This is a genomic window from Enterococcus sp. AZ188, assembly GCF_050544075.1.
Classification (GTDB): domain Bacteria; phylum Bacillota; class Bacilli; order Lactobacillales; family Enterococcaceae; genus Enterococcus_D; species Enterococcus_D entomosocium.
In genome coordinates this window covers 963307-977323 of record NZ_CP172943.1, presented here as the reverse complement: position 1 = coordinate 977323, position 14017 = coordinate 963307, and the positions used below count along the sequence as shown (strand labels likewise).

The following is a 14017-nucleotide window of genomic DNA, read 5'->3' as shown; positions in this document are numbered from 1 at the left end:
AATTGGTCAATTGGATGAGGAAAAAACATCCAATTGGCCGTTTTTCTTTTTTACCAACTGTTTATAATAGAAAGAAATGAGAAACGAAAGGAGCAGCATAGATGAAACAAGTCTTATCGATCGCCGGTCTTGACAGTTTGGCAGGCGGCGGCATGACGGCGGATTTGAAAACATTTGAGGAATTCGGGGTGTTTGGTCATGCCTTATTGACCTGTGTTGTCGCCATTAACGATAATCTTTTGTTCCATGATCTTCCTGAGCCTGTGATCCGAGCACAATTGGATTCGCTGCGTTCGACCGTATCCCTAGATGCAATCAAAATCGGGCTGCTTCATCAAACGGCCATCATTGAATTGCTGCGGGATTTTTTACAAACATTTACCGGACCGATCGTGCTCGATCCAGTTCTTGCCTTTAAAGAAGGAGATACTGCCTTTAACCACTCCTATCAAGCAGGATTGATCTCATTGTTTCCTTACACAGCATTAGTAACACCTAATCTACTCGAAGCTCAGCACCTCTCTGGTCAAACCATTACGACGTTGGCGGAAATGAAAACCGCGGCGAAAAAAATCCATGCATTGGGTGCCCCAAATATCCTGATCAAAGGTGGCAGTCGACTAACTGGAGAAAGAGCCTACGACCTTTTATACCACTCTGGGCAATATACTGTTTTCGAAGCAGAAAAAAGTACCCGAACGACTACCAACGGTGCTGGGTGTACCCTTTCATCGGCGATTGCCGCTTTACTTGCCAAAGGCACTTCATTGGAAACAGCTGTTCAAACTGCAAAAGCATTTGTTTGGGCAGGGATCGAAGACGGTCTGCCTTTAGGAACCTCTGGCAACGTCAATCAGCTCGCCTATTTTAAAAAGGAGGAACACCTATGAAAGTAAGAAACCTAACCATGATCGCTATGCTGACGGCGCTTACCTGTGCACTTTCTTTGACCTTTATCATTCCTGTTCCACAAACGAAGGGCTTTGTGACCTTATGTGAAGCAGGGATCTATATCTCGGCCCTTTTGTTCGGACCTAGCGCCGGGGCCTTCGTCGGTGGAATGAGCGGCGGCATCATTGATTTTCTATCAGGTTACCCTGAATGGGCCTTCTTTTCCATCGTGATTCATGGTGTACAAGGCTGGATCGTAGGCAGAATGAGCCACCGGCCACTAGCAGCCGTCATTGTCGGCAGCTTGATCATGATCGCCGGCTACGCAGCAGCAACAGTTTTACTATTCGGTTTAGGCGCTGGGATCGCCTCGATTCCAAGTAATTTGATCCAAACGGTCTTTGGCAGCATCGTTGCTTTACCGCTGACCCATGCCTTGCGCCGCACGAAAAAGTTTTCTTTAAATGAAAGGTGATTCTTATGACAGATATCAATCAATTAAAAACGGATTTAACTACGATCGTTGAAGAAGTCATTACGACAGCGAACGTTGGTGAAAACGATCTTTTTGTCCTTGGCTGTTCAACAAGTGAAGTCGTGGGCGGCTTGATTGGCAAAAATTCCAGTCAAGAAGTAGGCATGATCATCGTCGAAACACTGCGAGCGATCTTGCGTCCTAAAAATATTCATTTAGCCGTTCAAGGCTGTGAACACCTCAATCGGGCTTTAGCCGTTGAGCGTGAAACGGCTCGACTATATCAATTAGAAGAAGTCGCAGTAGTGCCCCAGCTGCATGCAGGCGGGGCTTGCTCAGTTGCGGCTTTCCAGTTGTTCGATGAGCCTATCGAAGTGGAGCACATTGTGGCCAAAGCGGGTATCGATATCGGCGACACAGCGATCGGTATGCATGTCAAACATGTTCAAATCCCGATCCGTCCCTCTATCAAGACCCTTGGCGCTGCCCATGTCACAGCTCTGGGATCACGGCCCAAATATATCGGTGGTCCTCGTGCTCATTACGCATAATAAGCGAATCGTATAATAAGCGAAAAACCATCTTCAAAAGGAAAAAGCATGCTTCGGCGTGCTTTTTTTGTGTCAACGTTCCTGCTATTGCCTCTCCTTTCCTTCCTTAAAAGTGCTCTCCTTTCACTATTTTCTCCGCTCCATCTTATAGCAGCTTTTTCTACTTCAAATTCTGTTTCCTTTCTTGCGTAAAAAGAGCGGAAGCTGTCGCCTTCCTTTTGTCATAAATTCGTCACAATTTCATCACAAAAAGAAAAGAAAGATACCAGTAAGCCCGTAAATTTCTTTTTTCTTTCCTTGATAGACTGAATGTAGCAAGAATCGAAAAGTGGAAGGAAGAAAAATATGAAAAAAATCGCCATTATTTTTGGAGGCAATTCACCGGAGTACGCCGTTTCTTTAGCCTCAGCAACTAGCGCAATCGAAGCACTCCAATCATCTCCCGATGACTATGACCTCTCTTTGATCGGGATCGCCCCTGATGCTATGGATTGGTATTTGTATACAGGAGAACTGGAAAACATCCGACAAGACACGTGGCTGTTGGATACGAAACATAAACAGAAAATCCAGCCGCTTTTTGAAGGAAACGGCTTTTGGCTAAGTGAAGCGCAGCAAACGTTGGTACCTGATGTTTTATTTCCCATTATGCATGGCAAATACGGGGAAGATGGCAGTATCCAAGGATTGTTTGAATTGATGAAGCTGCCTTATGTAGGCTGCGGGGTGGCAGCCTCTGCCTTATGTATGAACAAATGGCTGCTGCATCAAGCTGCAGCAGCCATTGGCGTACAAAGTGCTCCTACGATTCTCTTGACAAATCAAGCCAACCAGCAAGATCAAATCGAAGCTTTTATCCAGACCCATGGCTTTCCGGTTTTTTTTAAGCCTAATGAAGCGGGCTCCTCAAAAGGGATCACTAAAGTCACCTGCGTTGAAGAAATCGCTTCTGCCTTAAAAGAAGCCTTTACTTATTGTTCAGCAGTGCTCCTACAAAAAAATATTGCCGGTGTTGAGATCGGTTGCGGTATTTTGGGCAACGACTCTTTGACTGTCGGTGCTTGTGACGCTATTTCATTAGTAGACGGCTTTTTCGATTTTGAAGAAAAGTACCAGCTGATCAGCGCCAAGATCACCGTTCCTGCACCATTGCCTGAAACGATTGAAACCAAGGTCAAAGAACAAGCTCAGCTGCTCTATCACAGTCTTGGTCTTAAAGGTCTTGCTCGCATCGACTTTTTTGTCACGGATCAAGGAGAACTATACTTGAATGAAATCAATACTATGCCGGGCTTTACGAGTCACTCCCGCTATCCTGCCATGATGGCAGCGATCGGCTTATCCTATCAAGAACTACTACAAAAACTGCTTGTCTTAGCAAAGGAGGAAGTCAAATGAATCCCTATCTACAGTTAGTTAGCAAAGAGTTTCCATTAGAAAAAAACCAAGAGCCGCCCCACCTCGTCCTTGCTGCTTTTAGTGAAGAAGAAGTTTACTTGCAGCCTGAAGCAGCCAAACAATGGAAACGGCTCGTCAAAGCCTTAAAGCTTGAAGACGAGATCTGCTTATTAGATGGCTACCGAACCGAAAAGCAGCAACGGTATTTATGGGAATATTCCTTGAAAGAAAATGGGCTAGCCTATACGAAACAATTTGTGGCATTGCCCGGTTGCAGTGAACATCAGTTAGGCTTAGCGATCGATGTTGGTTTAAAGGGCAGCCAGGATGATTTGATCTGCCCACGATTTCGTGACAGCGCAGCCGCTGATTTATTTACCCAGGAAATGATGAACTATGGGTTTATTTTACGCTATCCCGCAGACAAACAGGAGATTACAGGGATTGGCTATGAACCATGGCATTTTCGTTATGTCGGTCTGCCTCATAGTCAAATCATCGCCAGTCAACAGTGGACCTTGGAAGAATACTATCAATATCTTGAACAAACTGCGAGGCAGTTCGCATGAAGAAGAATCAAGGAATCGAGCAATTCCGGGTGATTTTGGCGATGATGGTGGTCGCGATCCACTGCCTGCCCCTTCATCGATTGTGGCCCGATGGTGATATCCTGATCACATTGACTCTTTTCAGAATCGCCGTCCCCTTCTTTTTTATGATCAGCGGGTATTATGTGTTCAGTGACTTAGCCACCCAAAACAGCTATCCTGCCAGACAACGTATTTGGTTATTTATCAAAAAACAGCTGCAAGTCTATCTCATTGCCACACTGCTCTTTTTGCCGCTTGCTTGGTACAGCGGCATACTAGGATTGAACATGCCACTAGACACTTTTATTCAAACTTTGCTAGTCAACGGCATTCTTTACCATCTTTGGTATTTTCCTGCGATCATTACCGGCGGTCTACTAGTGATGGGCCTCTTGACACGTCTTTCTTTCAAGCAGGTGTTTTTCATTGCTGTCGGTTTGTATGTGGTTGGTTTAGGTGGGGACAGTTGGTCTGGACTGGCTGCACAAACACCCATCACGCCACTCTATTCACTGATTTTCCAACTATTGGATGGAACTCGCAACGGCATTTTTTTTGCTCCCTTATTTTTGATCTTAGGGGTACTAGCCAGAAGATTTGCCAAAAAACCTGCTTCTCCCCATCGCTATAGTTATCTGATGATTAGTCTTATTTGCTTGCTTCTGGAAAGTTATCTCTTGCATCACTTTACTACACCTAAACATGACAGCATGTATGTCTTTTTGCCCTTCGTTCTCTTGTTTTTATTTCCGATCATTCAGCAATGGCAAGCACCCGTGATCTGGAAACAAGCGGGTCGTCTGTCCCTTTGGCTCTATTTGCTCCATCCTTATACCATTGCAGTAACCCATTTTCTTAGTCAGAAACTGCCCTTGCTTCAAAACAATCTAATCAATTACTTCGTGGTCTTAGGATTGACCATCGGGTTGATTTATGGTCTCTTTGCTTTGCAAAAGCTGTTCCCGTTTCCAAAAAAAACGCCGCTCCACTTGCAGCGGGCAGCCAAAGAATTTTCAGCCCCCGCCCTGTTGCACAACTTGCAGGAAATCAAGCGATTGATCCCCGCAAAAACAAAAGTGATGGCGGTGGTTAAAGCAGATGCCTATGGTTGCGATGCGCAATTGGTCGCTCGTACCTTGGAAAGAGTAGGCGTCGATTTTTTTGCTGTTGCCACCATAGAAGAAGCCATCGAATTACGGCGAGCTGGCATTAAAAGTCGCTTACTGATTTTAGGGTACACTTCTGCCCAACGTGCCAAAGAGCTGAACCGATATTCCTTAATTCAAACTATCGTCAGTGAAGCGCATGGACAAGCGTTAGCCCGAACAGGCCTTCAAATCGAATGCCATTTAGCGGTAGATACCGGCATGCATCGTCTAGGCGTTGCCCCTGACCTTGAAACAGTTAGAAGGCTTTATGCCTTGCCATCCCTCAAGATCACAGGCATTTTTTCCCATCTAGGCTCTTCAGATCAGCTAGATACGGCAAGTATCTTACGGACACAAGCCCAAATCATTTGTTTTGATGATCTATTGGCTGGCTTATCCGCTAGAAATATCGCCTATGGTCTGACGCATCTGCAAAGCAGTTACGGAATATTGAATTATCCAGAGAAACAGTATGATTATGTGCGCCCGGGTATTCTTTTAACTGGTTCCCTGAGTGTCCCGAATGAACCAACAAAACAGAAGATAAACGTACAGCCGATTCTGACCCTAAAAGCCTTACTAGTGGACAAAAAAACAGTCGCCGCTGGTGAAGCGATCGGCTATGGACTAGCCACTGTTTTTGATCGACCTACCACGATTGGGATCGTTAGTATCGGCTACTGTGACGGAGTCCCCCGTGCCCTATCAAATCAAGGATTCCAATTGTCTTATCAAGGGGTTTTACTCCCGCAGGTTGGGTTGATTTGTATGGATATGCTCTTGATCGATTTAACGGACTATCCAGAACTGGCGGTCGAAAGTTGGTTAGAAGCAATCAGCGATTGGACGAATACAGCTGATCAAGCACAAACCATTCCCAATGAATTGATCAGTCGACTAGGTTCCCGCGTCCCTTCAATGTCAAAGTAGAAAACGAATGCATTCGCTTACCGATTACGGTATGATGTGGGTAGAGTAAATGGTAGTTTAAATGAAAAAAGATCGTAGATAGTTGGAGTGAATCAAGGATGGCAGAAAAAATAATTGTTGTTGATGATGAAAAAGAAATCGCCGAGTTAGTCACGACGTTTCTAAGGAATGAAGGCTTTCAAGTGGAACCTTTTTATGATGGAACGAGTGCTTTGGCTTATCTCGAAAAAGAAACAGTCGATGTGGCAGTTTTAGATGTGATGCTGCCGGATATCGACGGCTTTCAGCTGTTACAGACCATTCGCAAAACCCACTTTTTTCCAGTACTGATGCTCACTGCCAAAGGAGAAGATCTGGATAAAATTACCGGTCTAAGTCTAGGTGCAGATGATTATGTGACTAAACCCTTCAATCCATTAGAAGTTGTTGCTCGGGTCAAAACGCAACTACGGCGATACCAACGATACAATCAGTCAGCTGTTCCGCAGAAGATTGAAGAATACGAAAAGAAAGGCTTACTGTTGAAAATCAACAGTCACCAATGTTATCTTTATGGCAAAGAGGTTTTCTTGACCCCCATCGAATTTAAAATCCTGCTTTACTTATTTGAACACCAAGGATCGGTCGTTGCCTCAGAAACTCTTTTTGAAGCAGTCTGGAAAGAAAAATATTTAGACAACAATAACACAGTGATGGCACATATTGCCCGTCTGCGGGAAAAGCTAAACGAACAACCCCGCAAACCGAAATTAATCAAAACTGTATGGGGGGTCGGCTATATCATTGAAAAATAGAAGTCCATTGATCCGGAAACTTTTGACTCAATACTTTATCACCACAGGTGTTTTAATGCTCCTTTTGATTCTGATCCCTTTAACTGTTCGCTTTGTAGCAGGATTGAGGGTTTGGTACGGCTATGAGCCCATTTATCAAATATTACGGCTTTTTGCTGATTATTGGCTCGTCTGTCTAGCTATCGGTGCCTTGCTGATTTGGGTGAGCACAACGATTTATTATATGAGTAAAGCCATCAGCTATTTGAATGAAACGATCCAAGCCACGAATCAATTGATTGCCGAACCCACGAAGCGAATCATTCTCTCCAGCAATCTGATCGATGTGCAAGAAGAAATGAACCAGTTACGGGAAAAAAATCTCCAAGATCAACGAGCAGCCAAAGAAGCAGAGCAGCGGAAAAATGATTTGATCGTCTATCTCGCACACGATTTACGCACGCCTTTGACCAGTGTGATCGGCTACTTGACGCTTTTAGAAGAGGAACCACAGCTTTCTACCGAACTACGGGCACGCTATACCAAGATCGCCTTGCAAAAAGCCCAGCGGCTAGAATTATTGATCAGCGAGTTTTTCGAAATCACCCGTTTTAATCTTACAACGATCGCCTTACAGACCGAAACCACGGATCTGAGCTTGATGCTGGAACAGTTGACGTTTGAATTTTTGCCGCTGTTAGAAGAAAAAAACCTTCATTGGCAACTGCAGCTGCAGAAAAAAGTCTATGCGACTGTCGATACAGAGAAGATGGAACGCGTCTTTGATAACTTGATCCGCAATGCCATCAATTATAGCTATCCTAACTCCCCTTTGCGTTTAGCCATCAGCGAATCTGATGATATCCTGATTCGTTTGACCAATCAAGGAAAAACGATCTCAGCTGAAAAGATCGGCTTGATTTTTGAGCCTTTCTACCGCATGGATGCTTCCCGAGCAACAGCGACGGGTGGGACCGGTCTGGGGCTGCCGATCGCCAAAGAAATCGTTGAAGCATTAGGTGGAAAAATCTGGGCGGAAAGCCGTGACGAAACCATCGTCTTTTCGATTCGTCTACCGAAGGTATCAATGGAAAAAAATGAACAGCGGTCAAAGCCCCATCCATCTGAACCAACTGCTTAACAGGCAAACAACCTGAGCATTTCGCTGTTCCCCTTCTAATTCAGAGGGAGGAAGAGCTGCTCAGGTTGTTTTTTATTGATTGCTTATTGATACACCAATGATCGTAACGCTTGATCGACTTTTTCTGCCGCTAAGCGTCCTTCGCGAATCCCCCAGATGACTAAACTCGGTCCTCTTTTAGCATCTCCTGCGACTAACACTCGTTCATTGTTCGTCGTGTAATCATCGTACACTTCTCGCACACCAAAGGCATCGAAGAGTTGGGTCTCTGCACCAACAAAGCCCATTGCCAACAAAACCAAATCCGCCTTGATCACTTGCTCTGTGCCAGGGATCGGCTGAAACTGTTGATCTACTGAGACCGTTTCGATGGCGATCAACTGGCCGCGTTCGGCGCCGATAAAGGCTGTTGTGGACACCCCATGATACGTCACTTGTGTTTGCAGGACTTCAGCCGCTTCTTCTTGCCCATATCCTGTGCGGGCTGTCATTGGGTATTCAGGCCAAGGATTGCTGTCGGTACGTGTCAATGGCAGTTGGGGCGTGATCTCCAATTGACGCACAGAAGCGGCTCCTTGCCGAATCGCTGAACCAATACAGTCATTTCCAGTGTCGCCGCCGCCAATCACGACGACGTGCTTGCCAGCAAGTTTTTTACTTGTTGCCTCTTTGCCATGCTTTAAGACATCTTTGGTTGCTTCCGTCAGATAATCGACTGCAAATTGCACCCCAGTCAATTCACGACCTGGAATCTTCAAGTCACGAGGAACACTAGCTCCTGTTGCCAAAATGACCCGATCATACTGAGCGGACAATTCTTCTGCTGACAAGTCACGACCGATCTCCGTATTAGCGACAAAGGTCACGCCTAGCTCTGCCATTAGATCAATACGTCGCTGCACGACATCTTTGTCTAATTTCATGTTTGGGATACCATACATTAGCAAACCGCCAAAGCGATCGCTGCGTTCATAGACCGTCACTTGATGTCCTAGTTGATTCAAGCGCCAAGCAGCGGATAAACCAGCCGGTCCACTACCAACAATGGCCACCTTGAAACCAGTCGCATCTTGAGGCAACCCGGAAGCTTTGACCCAATCGTTTTCAAAAGCAGTATCGATAATAAAACGTTCATTGTCATGGATCGTGACACCTGAGCCATTCAGTGCCTCGGTACAGCCTTTTTCACATGGAGCAGGACAGACACGCCCTGTCATTTCTGGTAGTGGATTGGTTTTGGCTAAACGCTCAAAGGCGGCTTGGAAACGCCCTTGATAAACCAGATCATTCCATTCAGGAATCAGGTTGTCATTGGGACAACCTGAAACCGCCCGTTGCCCGCCGTAAAAAGAACCAGTATGACAAAAAGGAATGCCACAATTCATACAGCGCGCCGCTTGCTCTTGACGCTCATTTTCAGGCAATGGCGTCTGTAATTCTTGCCAGTCTTGGATACGTTCTAAAACCGGTCGGGTAGGATTTTCTACTCTTGGGTACTTTAAAAAACCAAATGGATCTGCCATATTAGTCGCGCTCCTTTCCTGGAATAGTCAATTGTGGACCGACGACGGCTTCGAAAGCTTTCGTCACAAGTTCCTCCCCGATAAATCCTTGCTCAGCCAAAGTCTCCGTTGCTTGGATCATCTGATGGTACTCTGTCGGATAGACTTTGATGAAATGTTGCTGCTGATTTTCCCAATCTTCTAGGATCTCAGCCGCCTTCAATGAATCTGTATAGGCAAAATGCTGCTGGATCATCTCCTTCAGCTGATGGTCATCGCCACTTTCGCCAATCCGGTACAAATCAACCATTTCCCGATTGCATTTTTCTGCAAAAGTTTGATCAGGGTCATAGACGTATGCCACGCCACCGGACATTCCGGCACCGAAGTTGCGGCCGGTTTTTCCTAAAATCACCACGACGCCGCCAGTCATGTACTCACAGCCATGGTCCCCAACACCTTCTACAACGACTTTGGCTCCACTATTACGGACGCAAAAGCGTTCGCCAGCAATGCCGCGGAAATAGCCTTCACCACGATTCGCCCCAAAACAAGCAACGTTACCGACAATCGGTGAATGCTCTGCGTCATAAGCGGCATCATCAGGCGGCACAATGATCAAACGGGCACCACTCAGTCCTTTTGCTACATAATCGTTGGCCTCGCCAATCAGTTTCAACTGGATGCCCTGGGTGGCAAACGCCCCAAAACTTTGTCCAGCAATGCCGCGGTACGTAAACTGCAACAAACCTGGCGTTACTTCGTAATTGCCAAAGCGTTCTGCGATCCAGCCCCCTAAACGAGCGCCGACTGAACGTTGAACATTATTGATCGTATGATTCATAACGATTTCTTGATTATTGTCGATAGCTGCTTGGGCAAAAGCGTCTAACTCTGGCCACTGTCGTTTCTCAAGGAATGGGTCCGTCACTTTGCGTTCGATCGGGATCGTCGTTCCAATCATTCTGGAAAAGTCTAATGATTTTGCTTTGCCTTTGGCAACGAAGCGTGGTGTCAACAATTCCGCGTGTCCTACCATCTCATCAATCGTGCGAAACCCTAGCTCGGCCATCGTTTCCCGTAAATCTTCTGCTAAAAAGTACATCGTATTGATGATGTGCTCAGGTTTCCCTGCGAAAAATTTGCGCAACGCTGGGTTCTGTGTAGCAATGCCGACAGGACATGTATTGATACTGCAAACTCGCATCATGACACAACCAATCGCAACTAGCGCTAAAGAGGCAAAGCTATATTCTTCTGCTCCTAAAAGAGCAGCAATGGCGATGTCACGCCCCGTCATCAATTTTCCATCTGTCTCTAAGGTCATTCGCTGCCGCAAATGATTCATAGCTAACGTTTGATGGGCTTCTGCAAGCCCCATCTCCCAAGGCAAGCCAGCATCCCGAATCGAATTTCTCGGAGAAGCACCGGTCCCACCGTCATAGCCTGAGATCACGACTACGTCTGCACCGGCTTTGACGACACCGGTAGCGATCGTACCCACACCTGTACTAGAAACCAATTTGACATTGATGCGGGCATACGGGTTGATTGCTTTTAAGTCATAGATCAGCTGGGCTAGATCTTCAATCGAATAAATGTCGTGATGTGGTGGCGGCGAAATCAGTCGGACACCAGGTGTTGAGCCACGAATCTCCGCTACCCATGGGAAGACTTTGTTGCCTGGCAATTGACCACCTTCACCAGGTTTTGCCCCTTGGGCCATTTTGATTTGGAGTTCGTCCGCACTCATTAAATATTCGGCATTGACACCAAAACGGCCAGAAGCAACTTGTTTGATACGACTGTTATAGTTAATGCCCTTCACTGGTTTGAAACGATTCCGATTTTCTCCACCTTCTCCACTGTTGGATTTTGCACCGATCGCATTCATCCCTTCAGCAATACAGCGATGCGCCTCTTCACTTAGAGAGCCGTAAGACATCGCGCCGACTTTAAACCGTTTGACGATCGTTTCAACAGGTTCCACCTCAGCTAAAGGAATACTGCGTCTCGTGTTCCCAAAAGTCCACATAGAACGGAGGGTCGTTGGATTCTCTAACGCGTCTTGGTTCATCTCCGCCGCATATTCTTTATAAAGCGCATAGCTGCCGGTACGAACAGCTTTTTGAAATCCATAGATTGTTTTTGGATTGAACAGATGATGTTCCCCGTCAGCTTTGTATTGGAAACTACCACCCGAATCAAGATAATCCACGCGTTTCTCGCCATACGCCGCTTCATAACGCGTTAAGTATTCTTGCTCGATTTGCGCTAATGAAAGTCCACCGATACGAGTAACCGTGCCGGTAAAGTATTCGGAGATAACTTTCTCAGAGATACCAACAGCTTCAAACAATTGCGCCCCATGGTAACCGGCAATCGTTGAAATCCCCATCCGTGACATAATTTTGACAATACCTTTCTCACAAGCTTTGCGGTAACTTTCAATCTTTTCTAAAAGCTCAAAATGCGCCAATGTCTGGTAAGCCCCATAAGGGTGGACCCCACTTACTCCGTAGCCGACTAACATGGCATAATGATGGACCTCACAGACTTCCGCAGTATCCGCAACGATTGATGCCAAGGAACGTTTGCCTTTTCGCACCAAGTAATTGTGCAGACCTGATACCGCCAAAAGGATCGGAATCGCCACTTTTCCTTCTTGCGCTTGGATGACTTCCCGATCACTTAAAATGACGATCGTTGCCCCAGAATCGATTTTTTGCTCCGTCTCTTTAAAAAGCGCTTCTAACGCTTGTTGCAAAGCTGCCCCGTTTTCTGGTACATAATCATAAAGAATCGACTGTAAAGCCGCTTTTTGACCATTTTGATCTAACTGTTTGATTTTTTCATATTCACTCGTTTTTAACACCGGACTAGCAATCTTCAGCTTATTACAATTGATTCGAATGTCCTTTGAAACATCCCCATCTCGACCTAAAAACAGCTCGGTACCGATCACTAATTTTTCGCGAATCGCATCAATGGGTGGATTGGTCACTTGGGCGAATTGTTGCTTGAAGTACGTAAACAAGGATTGGGGACGTTCGCTCAAAATAGCTAAGGGTGAATCAAACCCCATGGAGATCACTGGTTCTTCTCCCGTTTGAGCCATTGGTAAAATCAACGTGCGAATGATCTCATCCGTGTAACCATTTCGTTTCCAAAGGATCTGGATCGCATCATCTGCTGTTTCCTCCTGCTTCTCAGTCTCAGGAAGCAGCTCTGGTGTCAATAAGTGATCCGCTAGCCACTCCTGGTAAGGATGGGCATTCGCATAATGCGCTTTGATTTCTTGATTGCGTAAGATCACCCCTTTTTTGGTATCCACCAAAAACATATTTGCTGGTCCAAGCACCCCTTTTTCAATCACTTCCGATGCTGGAAGATCCACAACGCCTGACTCAGAGGCCACGACCACAAAACCAGTTTTCGTGATCGAGTAGCGAGATGGCCGTAACCCATTTCGATCGAGTGCAGCCCCTACCAAATCCCCATCTGTAAAACATAAAGCTGCCGGTCCATCCCAAGGAGCCATAAAGCTTGCGTTGTACTCATTAAAAGCCGTCAGCTCCGGTGACAATCCAGCTTCTTTGGACCACGCTTCTGGCACCATCATCAACAGTGCTTGAGGAATATCTCGCCCTTGACGGTACAAATATTCCATACAATTTTCTAGTTTCGCCGAATCAGAATTTTCATCATCATAGACTTCGATCTGATGTCCATGCATCCAATTTTCTGCCCCGCGTAACGTGTTGATTTCGCCATTATGGGCTAAGAAACGAAAAGGTTGCGCCCGACTCCAACTTGGAAAGGTATTTGTCGAAAAACGAGAATGGGTCAAAGCAATACTCGAAGTCATTTCTGCGCTTTGAAGATCTTTGAAAAATAAGCCAACTTGATAGGCATGCAGCATTCCTTTATAAACAACTGTCTTACTGGACAAGCTGCAGATAGACAACTCATCGGTATGATACGTTTTTTCCAGTTTACGTCGTAGCCGGTAAAGCTGATCTTCAAAGAGACGTCCAGCAGCTACATCGACAGGTTTTTCAATAAAGACTTGCACAAATGAGGGCATGACTTTTTGCGCCCCCGGTCCACACTGATAATAATCATAAGGCACATCCCGTTGCCATAAAACGGTAAAACCCATTTGTTGAATATCTTTGACTACTTCTTCTTGGACCTGTGCTGCTCGGAGCTTTTCTTTCGGTAAAAAAAACATCCCAACAGCATAGGCGCCTTTTTCAGGCAATGAGATTTCGGCCTCTTTTGCTCGCTGTTGAAAAAATGGGTCAGGCATCGCCATCAAAATTCCAGCTCCGTCACCTGTGTCAGGTTCAGCGCCAGTTCCCCCTCGGTGGTTCATCCGTTCTAACATTGTTAAGGCATTTTGCACAAGTTCTCGGGAATAGCGACCATCTTTTTGTGCAATAAACCCCATCCCACAAGCATCTTTTTCAAAAGCGGCATCGTACATCGTTTGGTTCGTTTTCCTCATCATCTCTAAATCACTCATGGAATCACACTTTCTTTCAATATTCTGAATATTCCGATTTTTAACAGTTTACAACCTGTTTTTCTATCTGGCAAGTTTTTTTTACTTGAT

The 14017-nt window shown here is 45.7% G+C and carries 10 protein-coding genes; 8 read left to right on the top strand and 2 right to left on the bottom strand.

Features of this window, described 5'->3' with window-relative positions:
- Window positions 1-101 precede the first annotated feature (101 nt).
- From thiD to vanS, 8 genes are all read left to right on the top strand, one after another.
- Window positions 102-890 (top strand): bifunctional hydroxymethylpyrimidine kinase/phosphomethylpyrimidine kinase, encoded by a 789-nt coding sequence (gene thiD / locus IGI86_RS04460; protein WP_086299203.1) that lies wholly within the window; start codon window positions 102-104, stop codon window positions 888-890.
- Window positions 887-1366 (top strand): ECF transporter S component, encoded by a 480-nt coding sequence (locus IGI86_RS04455; protein ID WP_086332124.1) that lies wholly within the window; start codon window positions 887-889, stop codon window positions 1364-1366. The genes thiD and IGI86_RS04455 overlap by 4 nt, the downstream gene beginning before the upstream one ends.
- A 5-nt stretch (window positions 1367-1371) precedes the next feature.
- Window positions 1372-1917 (top strand): TIGR01440 family protein, encoded by a 546-nt coding sequence (locus IGI86_RS04450; protein WP_176285398.1) that lies wholly within the window; start codon window positions 1372-1374, stop codon window positions 1915-1917.
- A 345-nt stretch (window positions 1918-2262) separates the two neighbouring features.
- On the top strand, window positions 2263-3315 hold the full coding sequence (gene vanC / locus IGI86_RS04445; RefSeq protein WP_005237266.1) for a D-alanine--D-serine ligase VanC: 1053 nt from the start codon (window positions 2263-2265) through the stop codon (window positions 3313-3315).
- Window positions 3312-3884, top strand: coding sequence for a D,D-carboxypeptidase/D,D-dipeptidase VanXY (gene vanXY, locus IGI86_RS04440; RefSeq protein WP_005237267.1), 573 nt, complete (start codon window positions 3312-3314; stop codon window positions 3882-3884). The genes vanC and vanXY overlap by 4 nt, the downstream gene beginning before the upstream one ends.
- On the top strand, window positions 3881-5983 hold the full coding sequence (gene vanT, locus IGI86_RS04435) for a membrane-bound serine racemase VanT (protein WP_005237268.1): 2103 nt from the start codon (window positions 3881-3883) through the stop codon (window positions 5981-5983). Before vanXY ends, vanT begins: the two co-directional genes overlap by 4 nt.
- Window positions 5984-6081: 98 nt before the next feature.
- Window positions 6082-6777 carry a vancomycin resistance response regulator transcription factor VanR-C gene (gene vanR-C / locus IGI86_RS04430; protein ID WP_430617769.1) on the top strand — a complete coding sequence of 232 codons (696 nt, stop codon included), beginning with the start codon at window positions 6082-6084 and terminating at the stop codon, window positions 6775-6777.
- Window positions 6767-7897: a vancomycin resistance histidine kinase VanS gene (gene vanS / locus IGI86_RS04425; protein WP_034878724.1), complete on the top strand. Its 1131-nt coding sequence runs from the start codon at window positions 6767-6769 to the stop codon at window positions 7895-7897. The genes vanR-C and vanS overlap by 11 nt, the downstream gene beginning before the upstream one ends.
- A gap of 83 nt (window positions 7898-7980) precedes the next feature.
- Here the strand turns inward: vanS and IGI86_RS04420 are convergent, their stop codons facing one another.
- Together IGI86_RS04420 and gltB are read right to left on the bottom strand one after the other, a co-directional pair.
- Window positions 7981-9420 carry a glutamate synthase subunit beta gene (locus IGI86_RS04420; RefSeq protein WP_430617768.1) on the bottom strand — a complete coding sequence of 480 codons (1440 nt, stop codon included), beginning with the start codon at window positions 9418-9420 and terminating at the stop codon, window positions 7981-7983.
- Window position 9421: 1 nt separating this feature from the next.
- The gene (gene gltB, locus IGI86_RS04415) at window positions 9422-13927 is read right to left on the bottom strand and encodes a glutamate synthase large subunit (protein WP_430617767.1); all 4506 of its coding nucleotides are present in this window, start codon (window positions 13925-13927) and stop codon (window positions 9422-9424) included.
- Window positions 13928-14017: the final 90 nt, after the last annotated feature.

Coding starts and splice junctions, on each gene's coding strand:
- thiD (WP_086299203.1), top strand. CDS start 102: ATGAAACAAGTCTTATCGATCGCCGGTCTTGACAGTTTGGCAGGCGGC.
- IGI86_RS04455 (WP_086332124.1), top strand. CDS start 887: ATGAAAGTAAGAAACCTAACCATGATCGCTATGCTGACGGCGCTTACC.
- IGI86_RS04450 (WP_176285398.1), top strand. CDS start 1,372: ATGACAGATATCAATCAATTAAAAACGGATTTAACTACGATCGTTGAA.
- vanC (WP_005237266.1), top strand. CDS start 2,263: ATGAAAAAAATCGCCATTATTTTTGGAGGCAATTCACCGGAGTACGCC.
- vanXY (WP_005237267.1), top strand. CDS start 3,312: ATGAATCCCTATCTACAGTTAGTTAGCAAAGAGTTTCCATTAGAAAAA.
- vanT (WP_005237268.1), top strand. CDS start 3,881: ATGAAGAAGAATCAAGGAATCGAGCAATTCCGGGTGATTTTGGCGATG.
- vanR-C (WP_430617769.1), top strand. CDS start 6,082: ATGGCAGAAAAAATAATTGTTGTTGATGATGAAAAAGAAATCGCCGAG.
- IGI86_RS04420 (WP_430617768.1), bottom strand. CDS start 9,420: ATGGCAGATCCATTTGGTTTTTTAAAGTACCCAAGAGTAGAAAATCCT.
- gltB (WP_430617767.1), bottom strand. CDS start 13,927: ATGAGTGATTTAGAGATGATGAGGAAAACGAACCAAACGATGTACGAT.